Consider the following 17,128-nt stretch of genomic DNA (forward strand, 5'->3'; position numbering starts at 1 on the left):
CGGCCTCAGCGCAGCAGGTCCGGGCGGTACTTCGAGATCGCCTGGGCGAGCCGCCGAACGGTGGCTCGCCCGGGCAGGTCGACGGTGCAGAGGCCGCTGTCGGTGGTCTTGACGAGCTTGGCGTGGCACTGCGCGAAGTTCGCATCGCCCGGATGCAGCTCCAGCGCGGCGGGGAGGCTGTCGGCCTTCGGGTCGTCCTTCGGCTTGGGCCGCGGCTCGCGGGCGCGGACCGCGCGCAGCTCCGTCCACGCGATGAGGTCGGTCTCGTTCCAGCTGCTGAACCACATGCCGCGCTCGTCGACGTGCACGCGGTGCGTGCGCGAGAGCACGAACAGCGACCCGGCGAGGAACAGCAGCGCGATCGGGCCGACCAGGATGATCATCACCCACGGCACGAACGGGTTGAACTCGCGTGCCGCCTGCCCCGGCGTGAGCAGGTAGAACACGAAGATCCCGGCGAAGGCCAGCAGGCCGAGCGCCCCGGCGAGCATGCCCCAGCCGTACCGGTACCGGACGACCGTCGCGTTCTTGCCGGGTGCCAGGCCGCTGTGCGTCGACACGGGCGTCAGGGCAGGGTGAGGATCTCGTTGCCGTCCTCGGTGATGAGGATGGTGTGCTCGAACTGCGCCGTCCAGCTCTTGTCCTTGGTGGTCACCGTCCAGCCATCGCTCCACATGTCGTACTCGTGGGTGCCGAGGGTGATCATCGGCTCGATGGTGAAGGTCATGCCGGGCTCGAGCACGGTCTGCACCGACGGCTCGTCGTAGTGCAGGACGACCAGGCCGCTGTGGAACGCGCGGCCGATGCCGTGCCCGGTGAAGTCGCGGACCACGCCGTAGCCGAAGCGCTTGGCGTAGGACTCGATGACCCGGCCGATCACGTTGAGCTGCCGCCCGGGCTTGGCGGCCTTGATCGCGCGCATCGTCGCCTCGCGGGTGCGCTCGACCAGCAGCCGCACCTCCTCCGAGACGTCACCGGCGAGGAAGGTCGCGTTGGTGTCGCCGTGCACGCCGCCGACGTAGCCGGTGACGTCGACGTTGACGATGTCGCCGTCCTCGATCACCGTCGAGTCCGGGATGCCGTGGCAGATGACCTCGTTCAGCGAGGTGCAGCAGGACTTCGGGAACCCCCGGTAGCCCAGCGTCGACGGGTACACGCCGTGGTCGACGAAGAACTCGTGCACGACCGCGTCGATGTGGTCGGTGGTGACGCCGGGGCGCACCGCCTCGCCCGCGGCCACCAGGGCCTGCGCGGCCAGCTTGCCCGCCACCCGCATCGCCTCGACGACCTCGGGCGGCTGGACGTAGGGCTCGGTGTTGCGCTTGGGAGCCGCCTTGCCGACGTACTCGGGACGCTCGATGGTCGTGGGGACCTGTCGGTGTGGCGTCTGCACACCTGGTTCAAGGGGGGCTCTTACCGGCATGTCCTCACTCTAAAACGTCGCCTGCCGACCCGGTCGCGCACCGGTCCGCAGCCCGCTGCACCGCATGACGAATCCCACACTCCGGCGTGGTGGGCGTCACGGCGCGGCGGACAGGAACCGCTTGGCCGCCTCGACCGCGGGCCCTGAGGCCCCGGCGTCGGTGACCAGCACCGCGAACGCCAGGTCGCCCCGGTAGCCGACGAACCAGCCGTGCGAGTGCGTGCCGTCGCCGAACTGCGCGGTACCGGTCTTGCCCAGGACTTCCCCGGACCCTCCCAGGGCGGTCGCGGTACCCGACGTGACGACCTCGCGCATCATCGGCCGGAGCTGGTCGAGGGTGCGCTGGGAGAGCGGCTGCGGCATCGCGTCGACCTTGGTCTGGGTGCCCTGCACCAGCGTCGGGACCGGCATCGAGCCGTTGGCCACCGTCGCCGCGGCCAGCGCCATGCCGAACGGGCTCGCGAGCACCTTGCCCTGCCCGATGCCGTTCTCGGCGCGCTGCACGGTCGCCTCGGCCTCCGGGGCGGCACCGGTGATCGTGGTGGCACCGGTCATCTCGAAGTCCACCCCGACGCCCAGGCGCTTGGCCGCGTCGGTCAGCGCTCCCTTGCGCTGGTCGACCGAGAGCTGCGCGAACGTCGTGTTGCAGGACTTCGCGAAGGCCGTCCGCAGCGGGACGGTGCCGAGGTCGAACTCCTTGTCGTTGGGGATGACCCGGCCGTCGAACGGCTTCTTGGCCGGGCACTGCACCGGGGTGTCGATGCCGACCCCGCCCGACTCCAGCGCGGCCGACGCGGTGGCGATCTTGAAGGTGGAGCCGGGCGGGTACTGGCCGGTCAGCGCGACCGCGCCCTGCGCGTCGGCGGGGGCGTTCTGCGCCACCGCGAGCACCTCACCGCTGGAGGGGCGCAGCGCGACCATCATCGCCGCCTGGGGCACCGGGTCCACGGCTCCTTCCGCGGCCCGTTGCACCCGGTCGCTGAGCGTGGAGTGCACCGCGGGCACCGGGCGCGCCGGGACGTCGTGCAGCGTCCGCACCACGGCGCCGTTGAAGTCGTTGCGGGTGACCACGCGCCAGCCGGTACCGGCCTGGATCTGGTCGTCCACCGTCCTGGCCAACCCGCCCAGCACCTGCGAACCGTAGCCGCGCTCGGCCGTGACCAGCTTCTCCTGCGCCGGGAACCGGACGCCCGGCAGGTCGTAGACAGCGGACCTGACGCGCTCGTAGTCGGCCTGCCGCAGCGTCACCACCGCGTAGGGCTGACCGGCAGGCGTCTTCGCCACACCGTCCATGATCGACTGCTGGGTGATCGCGGGCTCGACGCTGCTCAGCGCGGCCGCCAGCCTGCCCGCGACGCCGGGCACGTCCCCGGCCTCCTGCGGGTTCAGACTCACCGTCACGAGCTGCTCGGGGCCCATGAGCTGCACCCCGTCGCGGTCGAGCACCGGACCCGGGTCGGGCCGCTGCTCCTGGACGGCCAGCGTCTGCTGGGTGCCTAGGTCGGGGTGGATCACCGACGGGGCCCAGCGCACCTTCCAGCCCTGGTCGTCCTCGACCAGCTGCATCGACGCCGGGTAGGACCAGCTGCGGCCGTCACCGAAGTCCCAGGTCAGGTCGTAGTTCGCGGTCGCGGTGTCGGCCTCTTCGACCTTGCCCAGCTTCGCCGTGGCCGCCTTCGGAGCCAGGCCCTTGCGGTTGGCCTCCAGCACCGGCCGCGCCTGGTCGGGAGCGTTGGTGCGGGCGGCCGCCCCGGCCACGTCACCCGCGGTGTAGGCCCGCAGGAACGCCGAAGCCACGTCGCCCGCGGAAGGACCGGAGTCGAAGACCCCGCAGCCCGCGGTCGGCAGCAACAGCAGCAGCCCGGCCATCAGCCCGAAGATCCGGAAGGAACACACGCCGCGAGTATGCCGAAGATCCCCCGCCCGGGTCACCCGTGATTGGCCACCGGGCCCAGCGGCACCGCCCGGAACAGGGACGATGCCGCACGGGGTGACTTGGAACATGGCGTCCGGGACGGGGCCGATCCGAAAAGGACCGCTCGCAACGCGCCGGCGAGCCGGTCAGAGCGCTCCGGCGAGCCGGTCAGAACAGGACGGTCGCGAACGAGCCGAGCTCCTGGAACCCCACCTTGCGGTAGGCGATCCGGGCGCCGATGTTGTAGTCGTTGACGTACAGGCTCGCGGTGCGCCGGAACCCGCGCACCAGCCGGTCGGCCACCGCCGCGGTGCCCGCGGTGCCGATCCCGGTGCTGCGGCGGTCCGGATGCACCCAGACGCCCTGGATCTGGCCCACCGACCGCGACATCGCCCCGATCTCGGCCTTGAAGACGACCTGGCCGCCCTCGATGCGGGCGAAGGCCCGGCCACGGGCGATCAGCTCGGCGACCCGCGCCCGGTAGCCGGCCGCTCCCCCGTCGCTGGACGGGTCGATGCCGACCTCCTCGGTGAACATCGCGACCGCGGCGGGCAGGTAGATGTCGAGCTCGTCGGGACGGACCGGCCGGACCAGCGGGTCGGGGGCCACGCGCGGCGGCTCCGAGAGCACCATCAGCGGCTGGTCCGCGCGGACCTCGCGGGCCGGGCCCCACTGCGGCTCCAGCTCCGCCCACAGGTTGAGCACCTGCTCGGCCGGGCCGACCAGCGACGAGCACACGCGGCGGCGGCGCAGGGCGCGGTCGGCGAAGGCCCGCATGGCGTCCGGCCGCCCCCGCAGCGGGATCAGGTTCACGCCGGAGAAGCAGAGCCCGTCGAGCTTGCTGCCGTAGCCCCACAGCTCGCCGCCGAGCCGCAGCGGGTGGACACCGGCCACCTCGACCCGCGACGCGACCATGCATGCCGCGACGGGGTCGGAGTCCAGCACCGAGCGGACGCCGACCGCGTCCCGTTCCTCCAGAAGCCGGGCACCGGCGAGCTTGAGCACGCGCCAAGACTGCCAGAAATGGTGCGCACGAGGCTGTACCGCCCGGCACAGCAATCCCCATCTCGCCGCCGCACTCACCCGAAAGGAGTAGCGCGGCGCGTCGGCCGGACCGGAATTCGCGACCCGCGGACGCGACGCGCGCCGAGTACCGGGCGAAGCCCGAACGGGAACCGGTCAGCCGACGGTGACCGCGCCTGGCGGGCACGACCGTCCGGCCGGCCGGGCACGCCGCCCGCTCAGATCATCGAGGGACACCGCCCGGGTCGTCCGGGCACGCCGCTCCGGTCTGTCGGGCACATCGCCCCCTCGGCCGGGCACATAGCCCCGCTCGGCCAGGCACGCCGCTCCGGTTCGCGACCGCCGGTCAGCCGACGGTGACGACCGGGGCGCCGGCCTCGGCCTCCTCGGCGGACTCCATGCCCTCGGCGATGCGCATGGCCTCCTCGATGAGGGTCTCCACGATCTGGTGCTCGGGCACGGTCTTGATGACCTCGCCCTTGACGAAGATCTGGCCCTTGCCGTTGCCGGAGGCCACGCCGAGGTCGGCCTCGCGGGCCTCACCGGGACCGTTCACCACGCAGCCCATCACCGCCACGCGCAGCGGCACCTCCATGCCCTCCAGGCCCGCGGTGACCTCGTCGGCGAGCTTGTAGACGTCGACCTGGGCGCGGCCGCAGGACGGGCAGGAGACGATCTCCAGCTTGCGCGGGCGCAGGTTCATCGACTGCAGGATCTGCGCGCCGACCTTGATCTCCTCGACCGGCGGGGCCGACAGCGACACCCGGATGGTGTCGCCGATGCCCTGGCGCAGCAGCGCGCCGAAGGCCACCGCCGACTTGATCGTGCCCTGGAACGCGGGCCCGGCCTCGGTGACGCCCAGGTGCAGCGGGTAGTCGCACTGCTCGGCCAGGATCTCGTAGGCGCGCACCATCACGACCGGGTCGTTGTGCTTGACCGAGATCTTGATGTCGTGGAAGTCGTGCTCGGCGAACAGGCTCGCCTCCCACAGCGCCGACTCGGCCAGCGCCTCCGGGGTGGCCTTGCCGTGCTTCTTGAGCAGCCGCGGGTCCAGCGAACCGGCGTTGACGCCGATCCGGATCGGCGTGCCGTGGTCCTTGGCGGCCTGCGCGATCTCCTTGACCTGGTCGTCGAATTTGCGGATGTTGCCGGGGTTGACCCGCACGCCCGCGCAGCCCGCCTCGATCGCGGCGAAGACGTACTTGGGCTGGAAGTGGATGTCGGCGATGACCGGGATCTGCGACTTCTTGGCGATCGCGGGCAGCGCCTCGGCGTCGTCGGCGCTCGGACAGGCGACCCGGACGATGTCGCAGCCGGAGGCGGTCAGCTCGGCGATCTGCTGGAGGGTGGCGTTGATGTCCGCCGTGTTGGTCGTGGTCATGCTCTGCACCGAGATGGGGTGCTCACTGCCCACGCCGACCGGCCCAACCTTGAGTTGGCGGGTCTTGCGCCGTTCGGCCAGCACCGGGAGCGGCGCGGCGGGCATGCCCAGGTCGACGGTCATCGATTCCTCTCCACCTCTGCGCGACGATTTCGGACGTCGGCATCCACGATACCGGCGCTCTCTCACCCGCCTGGAGCCGGAAACCCCTCACCCGCATCACGGTCCGTGATCATTCACCGGCGGGACACCACACGGCAGCCTCGACGCCACACGAGCGCGTGACGCGGGCGATGACCACTTCGCTTACGCGGACACCTTTCGCGTTCGGTGCTCCGCCCGCATGGCCGCAGTTGCCACACGTGCGTGTAATCGCCCTTGCCCAGCCCCCGACGGCCCGGGCGACGGGGCACTAGAAGATCGTCACCGGATTGACGATGTCGGCCACCAGCACCAGCAGCGAGTAGGCGATGAACACCAGGCTGACGCCGTAGGCCAGCGGCATGAGCCGAGCGGTGTCGAACGGCCCCGGGTCGGGCCTGCGGAACAGCCTGGCGAACTTGCGCCGGACCGACTCCCACAGCGCCCCGGCGATGTGCCCGCCGTCCAGCGGCAGGATCGGCAGCATGTTCAGCACGAACAGCGAGAGGTTCACCCCGGCCAGCAGGTTGAACATCATCACGATCCGCGCGCCGACCGAGAACTGGTCGTAGGACAGCACCTCGCCGCCGAGCCTGCTGGCGCCGACGACGCCCACCGGCGAGTCGTCCTGGCGCTCACCGCCGAAGATCGCCGACACCAGGTCGGGCACCCGCTGCGGGAGCTCGATGACCTTCTGCACGGTCATGCCGATCATCTCGCCCATGGTGTTGACCACACCCGGGATGTCCTGCTTGACCAGCGCCGACGTCGGCGCCAGGCCGAGGAAGCCGACCCTGACCATCTGGTCGGTGTCCTTGAGGTTCGGCATCTCGTTCTGCACCAGACTCGGGTGCAGGGTCAGCCGCTGTCCGCCGCGTTCGACGACCACCGGCACCGTGCCGCTGGACTGCCTGATGGCGAGCTGGAGCTGGTCCCAGGAGGCGTACGGGCGCCCGTTGAACTCGACGATCCTGTCGCCGGCCTGGAAGCCCGCGGCGGCGGCGGGGGTCGGCGGCGCGCCTGCCGGGCACTGCCCGGTGTTCTGGGCGGTCGCGGGCAGCACGCACTCGCTGACCTTGCCGACCGTGGTGGTCGGCTCCGGGGTGCCGTAGCCCATCAGGATGCCGGAGAAGATGACCACGGCCAGGATGAGGTTCATGAACGGGCCGCCGAACATCACGATGACGCGCTTCCACGGCTTGCGCTGGTAGAACTGCCGGTGCGCGTCCTCGGGGCGGACCTCCTCGGCGACCGCCTGCCGGGCGTCCTCGATCATCGTGCGCCACGGCGAGGACGACGCCGTGCGGCCGTACTCCTCGTCCTTCTTCGGCGGGAACATCCCGATCATGCGGATGTAGCCGCCGAGCGGGATGAGCTTGAGCCCGTACTCCGTCTCGCCCTTCTTGCGGGACCAGATCGTGCGGCCGAAGCCGACCATGTACTGGGTGACCTTGACGCCGAAGAGCTTGGCCCACATCAGGTGGCCGAGTTCGTGCCAGGCGATCGACAGCAGCAGCCCGACGAAGAAGATCAGGATGCCCAGGACGACCAGCATCTACTTAGACCTCCCTGCCGCGACCAGCTCCCGGGCGCGCACCCGCGCCCACTCCTCGGCCGCGAAGACCTCGTCCACGCTCGCCGGCTCGGCCCGCCACTGGTCCGCCTCGGAGAGCACCTCACCGACAGTGTGCACGATCGATGTGAAACCGAGGTTGCCCGCGACGAAGACGGCCAGCGCCTCCTCGTTGGCGGCGTTGTAGATCGCGGGCAGGCCGCCTCCCGTGCTGCCCGCGTGCCTGGCCAGCTCCACCGCCGGGAAAGCCTCGTTGTCGACCGGCTCGAAGGTCCACGACATCGCCTCGGTGAACGACAGCGCGGGCGCCGCGCCGGGCACCCGGTTCGGCCAGTCCAGGCCGAGCGCGATCGGCAGCCGCATGTTCGGCGGGCTGGCCTGGGCCAGCGTCGAGCCGTCGGTGAAGGTCACCATCGAGTGCACGATCGACTGCGGGTGCACCACCACGTCGATGCGCTCGTAGGGGATGCCGAACAGCAGGTGCGCCTCGATCAGCTCCAGGCCCTTGTTGACCAGGGTCGCGGAGTTGATGGTCACCACGTTGCCCATCGACCAGGTGGGGTGGGCCAGGGCCTGCTCCAGGGTCACCTCGCGCAGCTCCTCGGCGCGGCGCCCGCGGAACGGCCCGCCCGACGCGGTCAGCACCAGCCGGTCGACCTCGTGGGCGCGGCCGCCGAGCAGGCACTGGGCCAGCGCGGAGTGCTCGGAGTCGACCGGGACGATCTGGCCCGGCTCGGCCGCCCGCAGGACCAGCGAGCCGCCCGCGATCAGCGACTCCTTGTTGGCCAGCGCGAGCTGGGCGCCGGAGGCCAGCGCGGCCAGCGTCGGCCGCAGGCCGCGCGAGCCGTCGACGCCGTTGAGCACCACGTCGGCCGGGGTGGTCTCGACGAGCTCGGTGGCGGCGTCGGGGCCGGCCAGCAGGCGCGGCAGCTTGAAGTCGCCCGCCGCGTAGCCGAGGCGCTGGGCCTCGGCGTAGAGCGCGAGCTGCACGTCCTCGACCGCGGTGCCCTTGGCCACTGCGACGGCGCCGACGCCGAACTCCAGGGCCTGCGCGGCCAGCGCGCCGGGGTCGCTGCCTCCCGCCGCGATCCCGGCGACGCGGAACCAGTCCGGGTTCTGCCGGATCACGTCGAGCGCCTGGGTTCCGATCGACCCGGTCGAGCCGAGCACGACCACGGTCCGTGGCTCGCCGCGCGCCGGAGGGGCCGGTGCGGCTGCGGTGTCTGGGTGCGGGTTCACGGGAGGCATCGCGGCCATTGTCCCCGAAGGGTGTAAGGGGTCGTCGCTCCTGGTGCGCGAACGACCGTCCGCGGTCACGATCGGGGTAGGCCGGTGTCGGCCTGACCGCAGGCAGGAAGGGGTTGAGCCATGGGCATCATCGGGTGGATCGTGCTCGGACTCATCGTGGGCGCCATCGCGAAGGCCATCATGCCCGGCAAGGACCCGGGTGGGATCCTCGTCACGATGCTGCTGGGGGTCGTCGGCGCGTTCTTGGGCGGTCTGATCGGCAACTTCATCTTCGGCGTCGGCATCGACCGGTTCTGGTCGCTCAGCACCTGGCTGCTGGCGATCCTGGGGTCGGTGATCGTGCTGGGCATCTACCGGGCCGTGGTCGGCCGCAAGGCCGTCGGCAAGGGCTGACGACCGGCCGCCACCGCCGGTCCCTGAGGGAGCCTCTGCGGCAGCCCGCCCAAGCTGCCGCAAGGCTCAGGCGCAGCGCACCACGGGTCCGCTCGGACGAGCGCGGCCCGGTCCGCGACCGCCCGCAGGCCAGATCGCCTGCGGGCCGCGACCCGCTGTGTGCGAGGATGGGTTTCGCGCGGACCGGTCGTCGCGCGAGCAAGGATTCCGGCCCAGGTGGCCGGTGTTGCACAGGAGGGCATTCGTGGCGAGCACCGAGCTGGAGAAGAAGCCCAGCCAGGCCATCGACCCGGCCGAGGAGCCGTCGGTCGACTGGGGCTGGCACGGAGGTTTCCCGAAGGGCACCCAGATCGCCGGCTGGTTCTCCGTCTTCGCGGTGCTGGTGATGCTCATCGGCAACCACCAGGGCATCCTCAGCGGTGGCGCGAGCTTCAAGACCGAGGACGGCTGGCTGGTCTTCATCGCCGCCGCGCTGGTCGTCGGTCTGCTGGCGGACCTGCGCCGCAAGCGCACCTCCTGGCGCCGCCGCTGAGCGCAGGAGCGCAGAGCTGAGAAGGGCCGTCCCCGCGCGGGGCGGCCCTTCGTCGCGCCCGGACCGCTCGCGGCGCGCAGGTCCCCCGGGCGCGGGCCGCCTCTCCCCTTCGTGACATCGCACACGCCGACTCACGAAGGAGAGCTCAACCCATGCGCATCGACGTCCCGGACGCCCTGGTCGCGACGCACGGCGCGGACTGGGCGGCAGCGCTGCCCGGGCTGCTCGCGGACCTGGCCGACCGCTGGGAACTTCGACCGGACGGTCAGGCCGGGCACGGGATGGCCGGGCTGGTGCTACCGGTGACCAGGGCAGGTGAACCCGCCGTGCTCAAGTTCCAGCCGGAGCACACCGCCGCCGCGGTGGCCGGCCTGCGGGCGTGGGACGGCCGCGGCGCGGTGCGCCTGCTGGACCACGACCCCGGCAGCGGCGCCCTGCTACTCGAGCGGCTGGACGCCTCCCGGCCACTGTCGGCCGTGGCCGACGACACCGCAGCCACGCGGGTCCTCGCCGGTCTGCTGGCGAGGCTGGTCGCCGCGCCCGCGCCGCCCGGCGTGCCCCGGCTGGCCGACGTCGCGTCCGCGATGCTCGACCAAGCGCCCAGCGCCGTTCCCGCACTGCACGACATCGCCGAGCGGCGGCTGCTGCGCACCTGCGCGTCCGCCGTCGCCGAGCTGGTCGACGAGCCGGGCGACCGGCTGCTGCACTGGGACCTGCACCACGACAACGTCCTCGCCGGTCAGCGCGAGCCGTGGCTGGCCATCGACCCCGAACCGCTGGCAGGCGATCCGGGGTTCGACCTGTGGCCTGCGCTGGAGGGCCGGTGGGACGCAGTGGTCGCGACCGGCGCCCCGGAGCGCGCGGTGCTGCGCCGGTTCGACCTGCTCACCGACGTGCTGGGCCTCGACCGGCGGCGCGCCGCGGGCTGGACGCTGGGTCGCGTCCTGCAGAACGCGCTGTGGGACGTCGAGGACGGCAAGCGTGCTTTGTCGCCGTCCGACGTCACCATCGCCACCGCCCTGCTGAGAGCCGTCCTCTGATCGTCTAAGCGGCGCAGCCGCTTGGCCCGATAGCCATTTGTTTCACTACTATTGAAGCATGGGGACAAGGAAAAACACGGGACAGGGTGGTCGTCGGCTCGTTCTGGATTCTTACGCGCGTTTGTCGCGCGTGCCGGATACGGGCGAGTGGGAGAAGGTGGAGACTCAGCACGAGGACAACCTGAAGGTGTTGGACAGGTTGGGTGCGGAGTTAGGTAAGCCACTCGACGATGGGATATCGGCGTGGAAGAAGGGGGTTCGGCGGCCGGGTTGGGATGAGTTGCTGGATCGGGTGCGGCAGGGGTTGTCGGATGGTGTCGTTATCTGGCACACGGACCGGTTGTTTCGTCAGCCGCGCGATCTGGAGACGCTGATTGATCTCGCCGATAAGGGGTTCGCGATCTATTCGGCGCGTGGCCGCCGGGACTTGTCCGATCCCGATGACCGGTTCATCTTGCGTATCGAAGTCGCGCACGCGGCCCGGTCGTCGGACGACACGCAACGCCGGATCAAGCGCCGCCAGCACACGTTGCGCGAGAAGGGCATCCCCCATCGTGGCCCCCGCCGGTTCGGCCGCCCCGGTAAGGATCGCACCTGGCAGCCGCCGGAAGGGGACAGCGAACTGCCGTTGGACGAGCGGGCACAGCGGCCGGAGGTAGCGCCCACGTTGGTCGCTGCCGAACGCGGCGCGATCGCCGACGCCGCCGAGACGCTGCTGGCGGGTGTCCAGTCTTTGGAGGAAGTGGCCAAGGACTGGAACGCGCGCGGGTTGACCACCGCGACCGGTCTGTTGTGGGTCGGGAATGGTGTCCGAGACGTCATGCTTCGGGCCAGTAACGCGGGTTTGATCGAACATTACGGAAACATCGTCGGCCCCAGTACTGAAGACCCCATCATTGACGTGTCGACATGGGAGCGGCTTCGTGCGAAGTTCGCCGCCCGCCGACGTGGCCGAGTGCCCAGCATGTCCTATGTGGGGACAGGGATTCTGCGGTGCGGTTTGTGCGGTGCGAAACTGACCTCGCGGACGTATGCGCGGGTGCCGTATCCGGACGGGACGAAATCTCGCCAGTACTATTGCGCGGCCAACCGCCGGGGGTGCGGCAAGGTGGCCGCTGACATGCGCCGGGTGGACGAGGAATTGCGTACGTTCGTGGTGGCGCGGTTGTCTGACTCGCGGTTCGCCGAGGCGGTTTCTGCCGCTCGCGCCCAGGTCTCGGACCGCCTGGACGAGGTCACCGCCGAGATCACCGAGTGCGAGCGGCTGCAAGAGGAGCTTGCGGCCAAGCTGGGACGCCGCGAGCTGACGCTGAAGGCGTTCGAGACCGCCAACGCCCCGTTGGCCGAGTCGCTGCACGCCCTCTACGCCGAGCGGGACAAGCTGTCCGGTGGGAGCCCGGAGGGTCCCACGGCCGCCCAGCCTGCCGAGGTGATCGCCCAGCAGTGGGACAGCGCCGAGCCTGCCGAGCGTCGCGCGTTGTTCACCCAAGCGCTGGGCCAGCACACGATGGTGATTGACCCGGCGATCAAGGATCGTAAACGCAAGTGGGACCCCGCCCGGGTACGGATCGCCGACCACGTCCAGGCCGCCGCCTAGTCGGACCGGCCGAGCCCTGGTCACTTCTCGTGATCAGGGTTCGGCTCGTCGTGCTGGTCGATCCGCCGCAGGATCAGACCCACCGTCGATATCTCGTCCGCCGACAACGGAGGCATGCCAGCACTGACCCGACGCCAGTACGCCCACCGATCGGCCCGGTCCGGGGTCTCGCCCTCTTGCTCCGGCGGGAGCGTGGTCATGGTCCTCCACCGTCCCCCGCCCGCCCGCCCGGCGCGCCGACTCCCGCCAACACGGCTTGTGCCTGTTCGTACTGCTGGCGCCATCGTCGCCGGGTGGCCACCGCTTCCAGGAGCAGCACCGCACGGGGTGGCACGTCAGGGTCGCCGGGAGGGACCGGTTCACACACCAGCCGCCCCGTTGCCGAACTCTGGCCGGACGACTCGGGTGGGACGAGGCCAGCCGCGTGCAGCATCCCGCGCACGTGGGATTGCCGATCTGCCGCGTGGTCGGCCAGGGTCTTGCCGGTCCACTTCCGCGAGACCAGCACGCGGCGGCCCGCGACCCCGAGCGCGTGGCGTTTATGCGCGTTGCCCTTGCACGTGCCGGGCCGGGTACGCGAACCGGCACCGCGTGGGGCGATGCCGTGCAGCAGCCACACCGCACAGCGCGGCGAACACGGCGTGATCGCCAGTTCTGCCAGCATCCGATCGGCATGCCGTCGGTGTGCTTCGCTCGCGTCGGCGTAGGTCTCCCCGATGCTCTTGGTCAGGTACTTGGTGAGGTAGCGCGCGTGGTGGCGGGTTTCGTCGGTGCCGCCGAGCATGCCGCGTGCGTCGATCTGCTCCCCGAAGCGCACCACATGCGCCGCCTGGTCTCCGTCCGCGTCCGGCCCGGGAAGGGACTCCTCGAACGTCGGGAGGGGTTGGCGGGTGTCCGGGTCGCACCACGCCGCCACCTCCGGCACCCACACCGGCATCCGGTCGCCGCCGTACACGGGGTCTCCATGCTTGGGCCACCAGACGTGTTGGTAGGTGCCCGCCGCGACCTGGCGCAGCAGAGCGCGGGGGAGCGCACCGCGGATTGCGGCATGCAGGTGCGGCACCAGGCGCCGTTGCGACTCCACCGCCGCGAAGTACTGCGCGTCGAAGCCGACCGCGCGCCGGAGGTTCTGCCAGAACCGATCGACGAGCTTGGAGAAGTGCACCGCGTCCCGTGCGGCCCGCCGGTAGTCGTAGTCGTCCGGGTCTACCGGGGTGCCCAGGATCGCCGCATCGGGGGTGTGGGTGCGTCCGCAGCCGCACCGGGCGATGCGTCCGCCGCGCCGCCGGGCCGAGTGCACCGGACCGTAGGAACCCAGGGTGAGGGTGACGAACATCGACGGCCGGTATCGGCCCGCATACACCTGCCCGACCGTGCGCGACTCCACCCGCCTACGCGGCAGGTCCGGGGCATCGGCTCGCCGCCGTGTCGAGCGCACCCGCCGAGCCGGAACCGGCTCCACACCGGGCAATCGGCCGGTCACCCCGGACTCGGCCAACTGCGCGTCAACATCGGCTAAGGCTTCCTGGACGTCGTCGACGTCGTCGGCCTTACCTGCTGCCAGCGCTTCGCGTCCGAGGGTGACGAGCTGGGCGCGGTAACCCATCAACGCCGTCTGTTCCCGATCCGGGGCCCGCCGTTCGATGACCGGTTCGGCTTCCAGGTGCCAGCCCTGCATGCACTGATCGGACCGCAGCCGCCGATTCCGCCTCGCACAGGACGGACACACCGCTTCCCGGGTCGCTCCGCAGGCCACCGGCACCACCCGAGACCGGCCGGTCGTCGGGTCGCTCTGGCGCATGGCCAACGGCCGCACACACACGCCCTCGTGCTCGGCGACGGCTTGCGCGACGTCCCAGCCGCGCGGCCCTTTGATCTTGCGCAGCGCCGGACCGTCCCCGGCTACCTCTGGTGTGGTCTGTTCGGTCATCACTCGTCCCCCGACAGTCGATGAGTGAGAAGAGGGTGGGGAACGTGTGCCGCAGTGAGGTACCAACTCGACAGACACACGGTTTCCAGTGCGGCGGCACACGCTCCCCGCTCTTGAGAGGCCGCCAGGCCCCAGCGCCCTAGCGAGGCGCGGCGTAGACACCGGCGATGCGGTCTAGCTCGGCGTCGTCGGTGTAGCCCGCGCGGACCCGCAGCGGTTCGCGCACGCCCTCTTCGACCACGTAGCCCACACCCGGGGTGGACACGCCGATTCGGTCGGCCCAGGCGCCGCGCTGCCACGCCCCGTCACCGAGGACCATGTCCGTCTGCTGCGGGGAGTCCAGCCGCAGCGCCACCCGATACGGGAACAGGCCCCGGAACGGCACGATGTCCTTGGTGGGTTCCTGGGCGAAGGCAAAGCACGCGTAGGCCAGTGCCCGGCCCTGGGTCAGCAGCAGCCCGAGCAACCGTTCGGCCTCCACCTGAAGTTTCTTATCGCCCAGGTACTTGGTGACTGCCGCCAATTCGTCGACCATGAGCAGGTGCAGCGGGTGTTCCACGCTGGGCGCCACCTTGCGCGTGACGCCCCGTAGGGCGCGCTTGCGGTCGTTCATGCCGTCCACACAGGCAGTCAGCACCTCGACGATGTCTTTCGGTTCCTCCCGGGCGTAGCGGTCATAGAGCGCGGTTGCCGGTTCGGCCTCCATCCCGCCCTTGGGATCGATCATCGACAGCTTCACCCGCCCGCAGGCAATCGCAGGCGCCGCCTGGCGCACCGTGCCCCACATCAGCGAGCCCTTGCCCGCGCCCATCATGCCCGCGCCGAACACGTGAGAGCCCAGCACCGGCACACGCCACGGCTGACCATGCTCGGTCTCGCCGATCCGCACCCGCTCCAGGTTCATCACCTCACCCGCCACCGGAGTGATGGGCGGCAGCGCCACCGGATGCTGTAGCGGGTCGCGGCGCAGGAAGCCCAGCGAGATCACGCCGGGGGAGATCTCCCGTACCGAGCACCGCGCCACCTTGCGCGAGGCGGCCAGGCTTTCGGCCGCGAGTTCGTAGTCCCGGGCTTTCTGGCCGGGCAGCATCCGCACCCGCACGTCATCCCACGCCAGCCCCGACGACACCGACCGCAAACGCGGAATCACCGGATCGGCGAAATCCTCGTCATACAGCACCAGATGCGAGGCGCGAGCCCACCGAGACCACCGCAGCTCATACACCCACATCCGCAACCACCCAGTGCGGATGCGCCGCCACACCAGCCGCTCAAAGCTCACCGGCCAGCGCCACCGCCACAGCAGACCGCAGGCGCCCACGGCGCCGGCGGCCACGGTCAGGGATGGCCAGCCCAGGGCCAGCCACCACCCCCACCCGCCCGCGCCGATCAGCAGGACCACCGGGTGCCGCACCAACCACCCCGCCAAGGCGAACCCGCCCGTGACTAGTGCCTCGATCAGCTCGGCCGCTTCCGTCGCGAGATCGGTCGGTTTGTGCGCGCCTCCTCCGGCTTCCCACGGGTTGTTCTGCGGCCCCCGCTGCATCCCCCGACGCCTGTGCACTCCCATCGCTTCCCCTTGGTGTAGAGACAGCACGGCCCCAACCACCACCCCGAAGGGCACGCAGTTGGGGCCGCACCTACCGCTAGTTCTGCTCCGACCCCCGTCCCGCGGAATTCAGGGCCTCGGCGAACTCCCGCAACGCCGAGACGACCCGGACCACCCCGTGCCCGAGATCGCAGCCGCTCTCGCGCAGCTCCCGCGACACCGTCTCGACCTCATCGGCCGAGGCGGTCACCTCCGCCGCGTGCCGCTCCCACTCGCCCGACTCCATCGCGCACCCCCTTATCCGGCCAGGTGCCGCAGCCGGATCGAAGCCACGAACACCCCGCCAACCACGCCTTGCAGCACCGATCGGACCCGGTCGTAGCTCTCCTCCACCTCCGGCACGCCTTCGCCGCAGTCCTGAAACACCCGCAGACACACCGCTTCCGCATCCTCCAGTGCCTTGACGATCCGCGCGCCCTGTATCGCCGTGTCGCCGAGCACCGCCTTATCGGTGATCACTCGCCACGCCTCCACAAACGTCGCCACCAGGACCACCCCCTTTCCGACGTTGATTGATCACTTTCATCGACTCCCACAACACGTCCGCCACGCGCTCCGAGCCCGACACCAGCAGCGCCCCGCACAGCGGGCACACCACCGCCAACCGCCGCGTTTCCGGTTCCCACACCAGAACCGCCGCATGCCGGATCACGCCCGATGCACCCGCGCCAGCAGCAGCCGCCGCGCCTGCCCCCACCCCGCACGCGAGGCGAGGGCGACCACCAAGCCCTGACAGGTTTCGGCGGGTTGCTGCCACCGCAGCGCCGCTGCGATGCGCTCCACCAACAACGCCACTTCCGCATCGTTGACCGGGTCGCTCATGCCAGCGGCCCCAAGATCGCCGTACCGTGCTCGCGGTAGCGCGCGGCATGCTCCCGCGCCCGCACCGTCAACTCCGCGTGCTCGCCGAGCAGCTCGCCCAACACCACCGCGACCAGGTCCAGCATCGCGGCCATGTGAAAGAAGAACTCCCCACGCGTGGCCGTCACCGCCTCGCACCCGTTGCCCCGCCGCAACAGCTCCGAGATCGCCACCGTCACCATGTGCGCATCCGCCACAACACATCCCTCCCTCTCACTACTCGACTTCATCCACGAACCGGGCATAGCCACCCAGCGCCGACCGGTGAAACGCCCGGACACTGACCCGACCGTCCTCGCCGACGTGCAACTCCTCTTCCACGCCGCACAAGGTGCACATCCCCAACGCGTCGACCTCCGGCGCCGGAATCAACATCGGCTGCCCTTCCCCCGAGCGCGGTCGATCCGAAAACGCCGACGACACACCACCACCCCCTTTCCGAACTGAAATTCGTTGGCGTAC

At 70.7% G+C, this 17,128-nt stretch carries 19 protein-coding genes; 4 read left to right on the forward strand and 15 right to left on the reverse strand.

What is annotated here, in order from left to right:
- Positions 1 to 5: 5 nt before the first annotated feature.
- The 7 genes from SACE_RS28715 to dxr all read right to left on the reverse strand — a co-directional run bounded on the left by SACE_RS28715 (position 6) and on the right by dxr (position 8,713).
- On the reverse strand, positions 6 to 560 hold the full coding sequence (locus SACE_RS28715; protein WP_009943697.1) for a hypothetical protein: 555 nt from the start codon (positions 558 to 560) through the stop codon (positions 6 to 8).
- 5 nt (positions 561 to 565) lie between these two features.
- Complete coding sequence (gene map, locus SACE_RS28720; RefSeq protein ID WP_009943696.1) at positions 566 to 1,423, reverse strand: type I methionyl aminopeptidase; 858 nt, start codon at positions 1,421 to 1,423, stop codon at positions 566 to 568.
- Positions 1,424 to 1,519: 96 nt separating this feature from the next.
- Positions 1,520 to 3,292: a penicillin-binding transpeptidase domain-containing protein gene (locus SACE_RS28725; RefSeq protein WP_011874906.1), complete on the reverse strand. Its 1,773-nt coding sequence runs from the start codon at positions 3,290 to 3,292 to the stop codon at positions 1,520 to 1,522.
- Between the two features lie 214 nt (positions 3,293 to 3,506).
- Positions 3,507 to 4,343 carry a GNAT family N-acetyltransferase gene (locus SACE_RS28730; protein ID WP_009943694.1) on the reverse strand — a complete coding sequence of 279 codons (837 nt, stop codon included), beginning with the start codon at positions 4,341 to 4,343 and terminating at the stop codon, positions 3,507 to 3,509.
- Positions 4,344 to 4,707: 364 nt separating this feature from the next.
- Positions 4,708 to 5,865 (reverse strand): flavodoxin-dependent (E)-4-hydroxy-3-methylbut-2-enyl-diphosphate synthase, encoded by a 1,158-nt coding sequence (gene ispG, locus SACE_RS28735; protein WP_009943693.1) that lies wholly within the window; start codon positions 5,863 to 5,865, stop codon positions 4,708 to 4,710.
- Positions 5,866 to 6,154: 289 nt separating this feature from the next.
- Positions 6,155 to 7,438 carry a M50 family metallopeptidase gene (locus SACE_RS28740; RefSeq protein WP_009943691.1) on the reverse strand — a complete coding sequence of 428 codons (1,284 nt, stop codon included), beginning with the start codon at positions 7,436 to 7,438 and terminating at the stop codon, positions 6,155 to 6,157.
- On the reverse strand, positions 7,439 to 8,713 hold the full coding sequence (dxr, locus tag SACE_RS28745) for a 1-deoxy-D-xylulose-5-phosphate reductoisomerase (protein WP_009943689.1): 1,275 nt from the start codon (positions 8,711 to 8,713) through the stop codon (positions 7,439 to 7,441).
- Between the two features lie 111 nt (positions 8,714 to 8,824).
- Here dxr and SACE_RS28750 point away from each other — a divergent pair, with 111 nt between their 5' ends.
- The 4 genes from SACE_RS28750 (at position 8,825) to SACE_RS28765 (ending at position 12,266) form a co-directional block, all read left to right on the forward strand.
- Positions 8,825 to 9,097 carry a GlsB/YeaQ/YmgE family stress response membrane protein gene (locus tag SACE_RS28750; RefSeq protein ID WP_009943687.1) on the forward strand — a complete coding sequence of 91 codons (273 nt, stop codon included), beginning with the start codon at positions 8,825 to 8,827 and terminating at the stop codon, positions 9,095 to 9,097.
- Positions 9,098 to 9,341: 244 nt separating this feature from the next.
- Positions 9,342 to 9,629, forward strand: a complete 288-nt coding sequence (locus SACE_RS28755) for a DUF2631 domain-containing protein (protein WP_009943686.1) — start codon at positions 9,342 to 9,344, stop codon at positions 9,627 to 9,629.
- Positions 9,630 to 9,781: 152 nt separating this feature from the next.
- Positions 9,782 to 10,669 carry an aminoglycoside phosphotransferase family protein gene (locus tag SACE_RS28760; RefSeq protein ID WP_009943685.1) on the forward strand — a complete coding sequence of 296 codons (888 nt, stop codon included), beginning with the start codon at positions 9,782 to 9,784 and terminating at the stop codon, positions 10,667 to 10,669.
- Positions 10,670 to 10,727: 58 nt separating this feature from the next.
- Positions 10,728 to 12,266, forward strand: coding sequence for a recombinase family protein (locus SACE_RS28765; RefSeq protein ID WP_081468248.1), 1,539 nt, complete (start codon positions 10,728 to 10,730; stop codon positions 12,264 to 12,266).
- A gap of 20 nt (positions 12,267 to 12,286) precedes the next feature.
- Here SACE_RS28765 and SACE_RS28770 read toward each other — a convergent pair whose 3' ends face one another.
- The 8 genes from SACE_RS28770 to SACE_RS38035 form a co-directional block, all read right to left on the reverse strand.
- Complete coding sequence (locus tag SACE_RS28770; RefSeq protein WP_009943682.1) at positions 12,287 to 12,466, reverse strand: hypothetical protein; 180 nt, start codon at positions 12,464 to 12,466, stop codon at positions 12,287 to 12,289.
- Positions 12,463 to 14,196 carry a replication initiator gene (locus tag SACE_RS28775; protein WP_009943681.1) on the reverse strand — a complete coding sequence of 578 codons (1,734 nt, stop codon included), beginning with the start codon at positions 14,194 to 14,196 and terminating at the stop codon, positions 12,463 to 12,465. Before SACE_RS28775 ends, SACE_RS28770 begins: the two co-directional genes overlap by 4 nt.
- A 139-nt stretch (positions 14,197 to 14,335) precedes the next feature.
- The gene (locus SACE_RS28780; protein WP_143538247.1) at positions 14,336 to 15,766 is read right to left on the reverse strand and encodes an FtsK/SpoIIIE domain-containing protein; all 1,431 of its coding nucleotides are present in this window, start codon (positions 15,764 to 15,766) and stop codon (positions 14,336 to 14,338) included.
- A gap of 76 nt (positions 15,767 to 15,842) precedes the next feature.
- A complete protein-coding gene (locus SACE_RS28785; RefSeq protein WP_009943679.1) occupies positions 15,843 to 16,031 on the reverse strand; it encodes a hypothetical protein in 189 nt (62 codons plus the stop codon).
- An 11-nt stretch (positions 16,032 to 16,042) separates the two neighbouring features.
- Positions 16,043 to 16,291 (reverse strand): hypothetical protein, encoded by a 249-nt coding sequence (locus SACE_RS28790; protein WP_011874911.1) that lies wholly within the window; start codon positions 16,289 to 16,291, stop codon positions 16,043 to 16,045.
- Between the two features lie 162 nt (positions 16,292 to 16,453).
- Positions 16,454 to 16,627: a hypothetical protein gene (locus tag SACE_RS38030; protein WP_009943677.1), complete on the reverse strand. Its 174-nt coding sequence runs from the start codon at positions 16,625 to 16,627 to the stop codon at positions 16,454 to 16,456.
- Positions 16,624 to 16,863, reverse strand: a complete 240-nt coding sequence (locus SACE_RS28795; protein ID WP_009943675.1) for a hypothetical protein — start codon at positions 16,861 to 16,863, stop codon at positions 16,624 to 16,626. The genes SACE_RS38030 and SACE_RS28795 overlap by 4 nt, the downstream gene beginning before the upstream one ends.
- Positions 16,864 to 16,882: 19 nt before the next feature.
- Positions 16,883 to 17,041 carry a hypothetical protein gene (locus SACE_RS38035; protein WP_009943674.1) on the reverse strand — a complete coding sequence of 53 codons (159 nt, stop codon included), beginning with the start codon at positions 17,039 to 17,041 and terminating at the stop codon, positions 16,883 to 16,885.
- Positions 17,042 to 17,128 lie beyond the last annotated feature (87 nt).

This window comes from Saccharopolyspora erythraea NRRL 2338 (assembly GCF_000062885.1).
GTDB lineage: Bacteria > Actinomycetota > Actinomycetes > Mycobacteriales > Pseudonocardiaceae > Saccharopolyspora_D > Saccharopolyspora_D erythraea.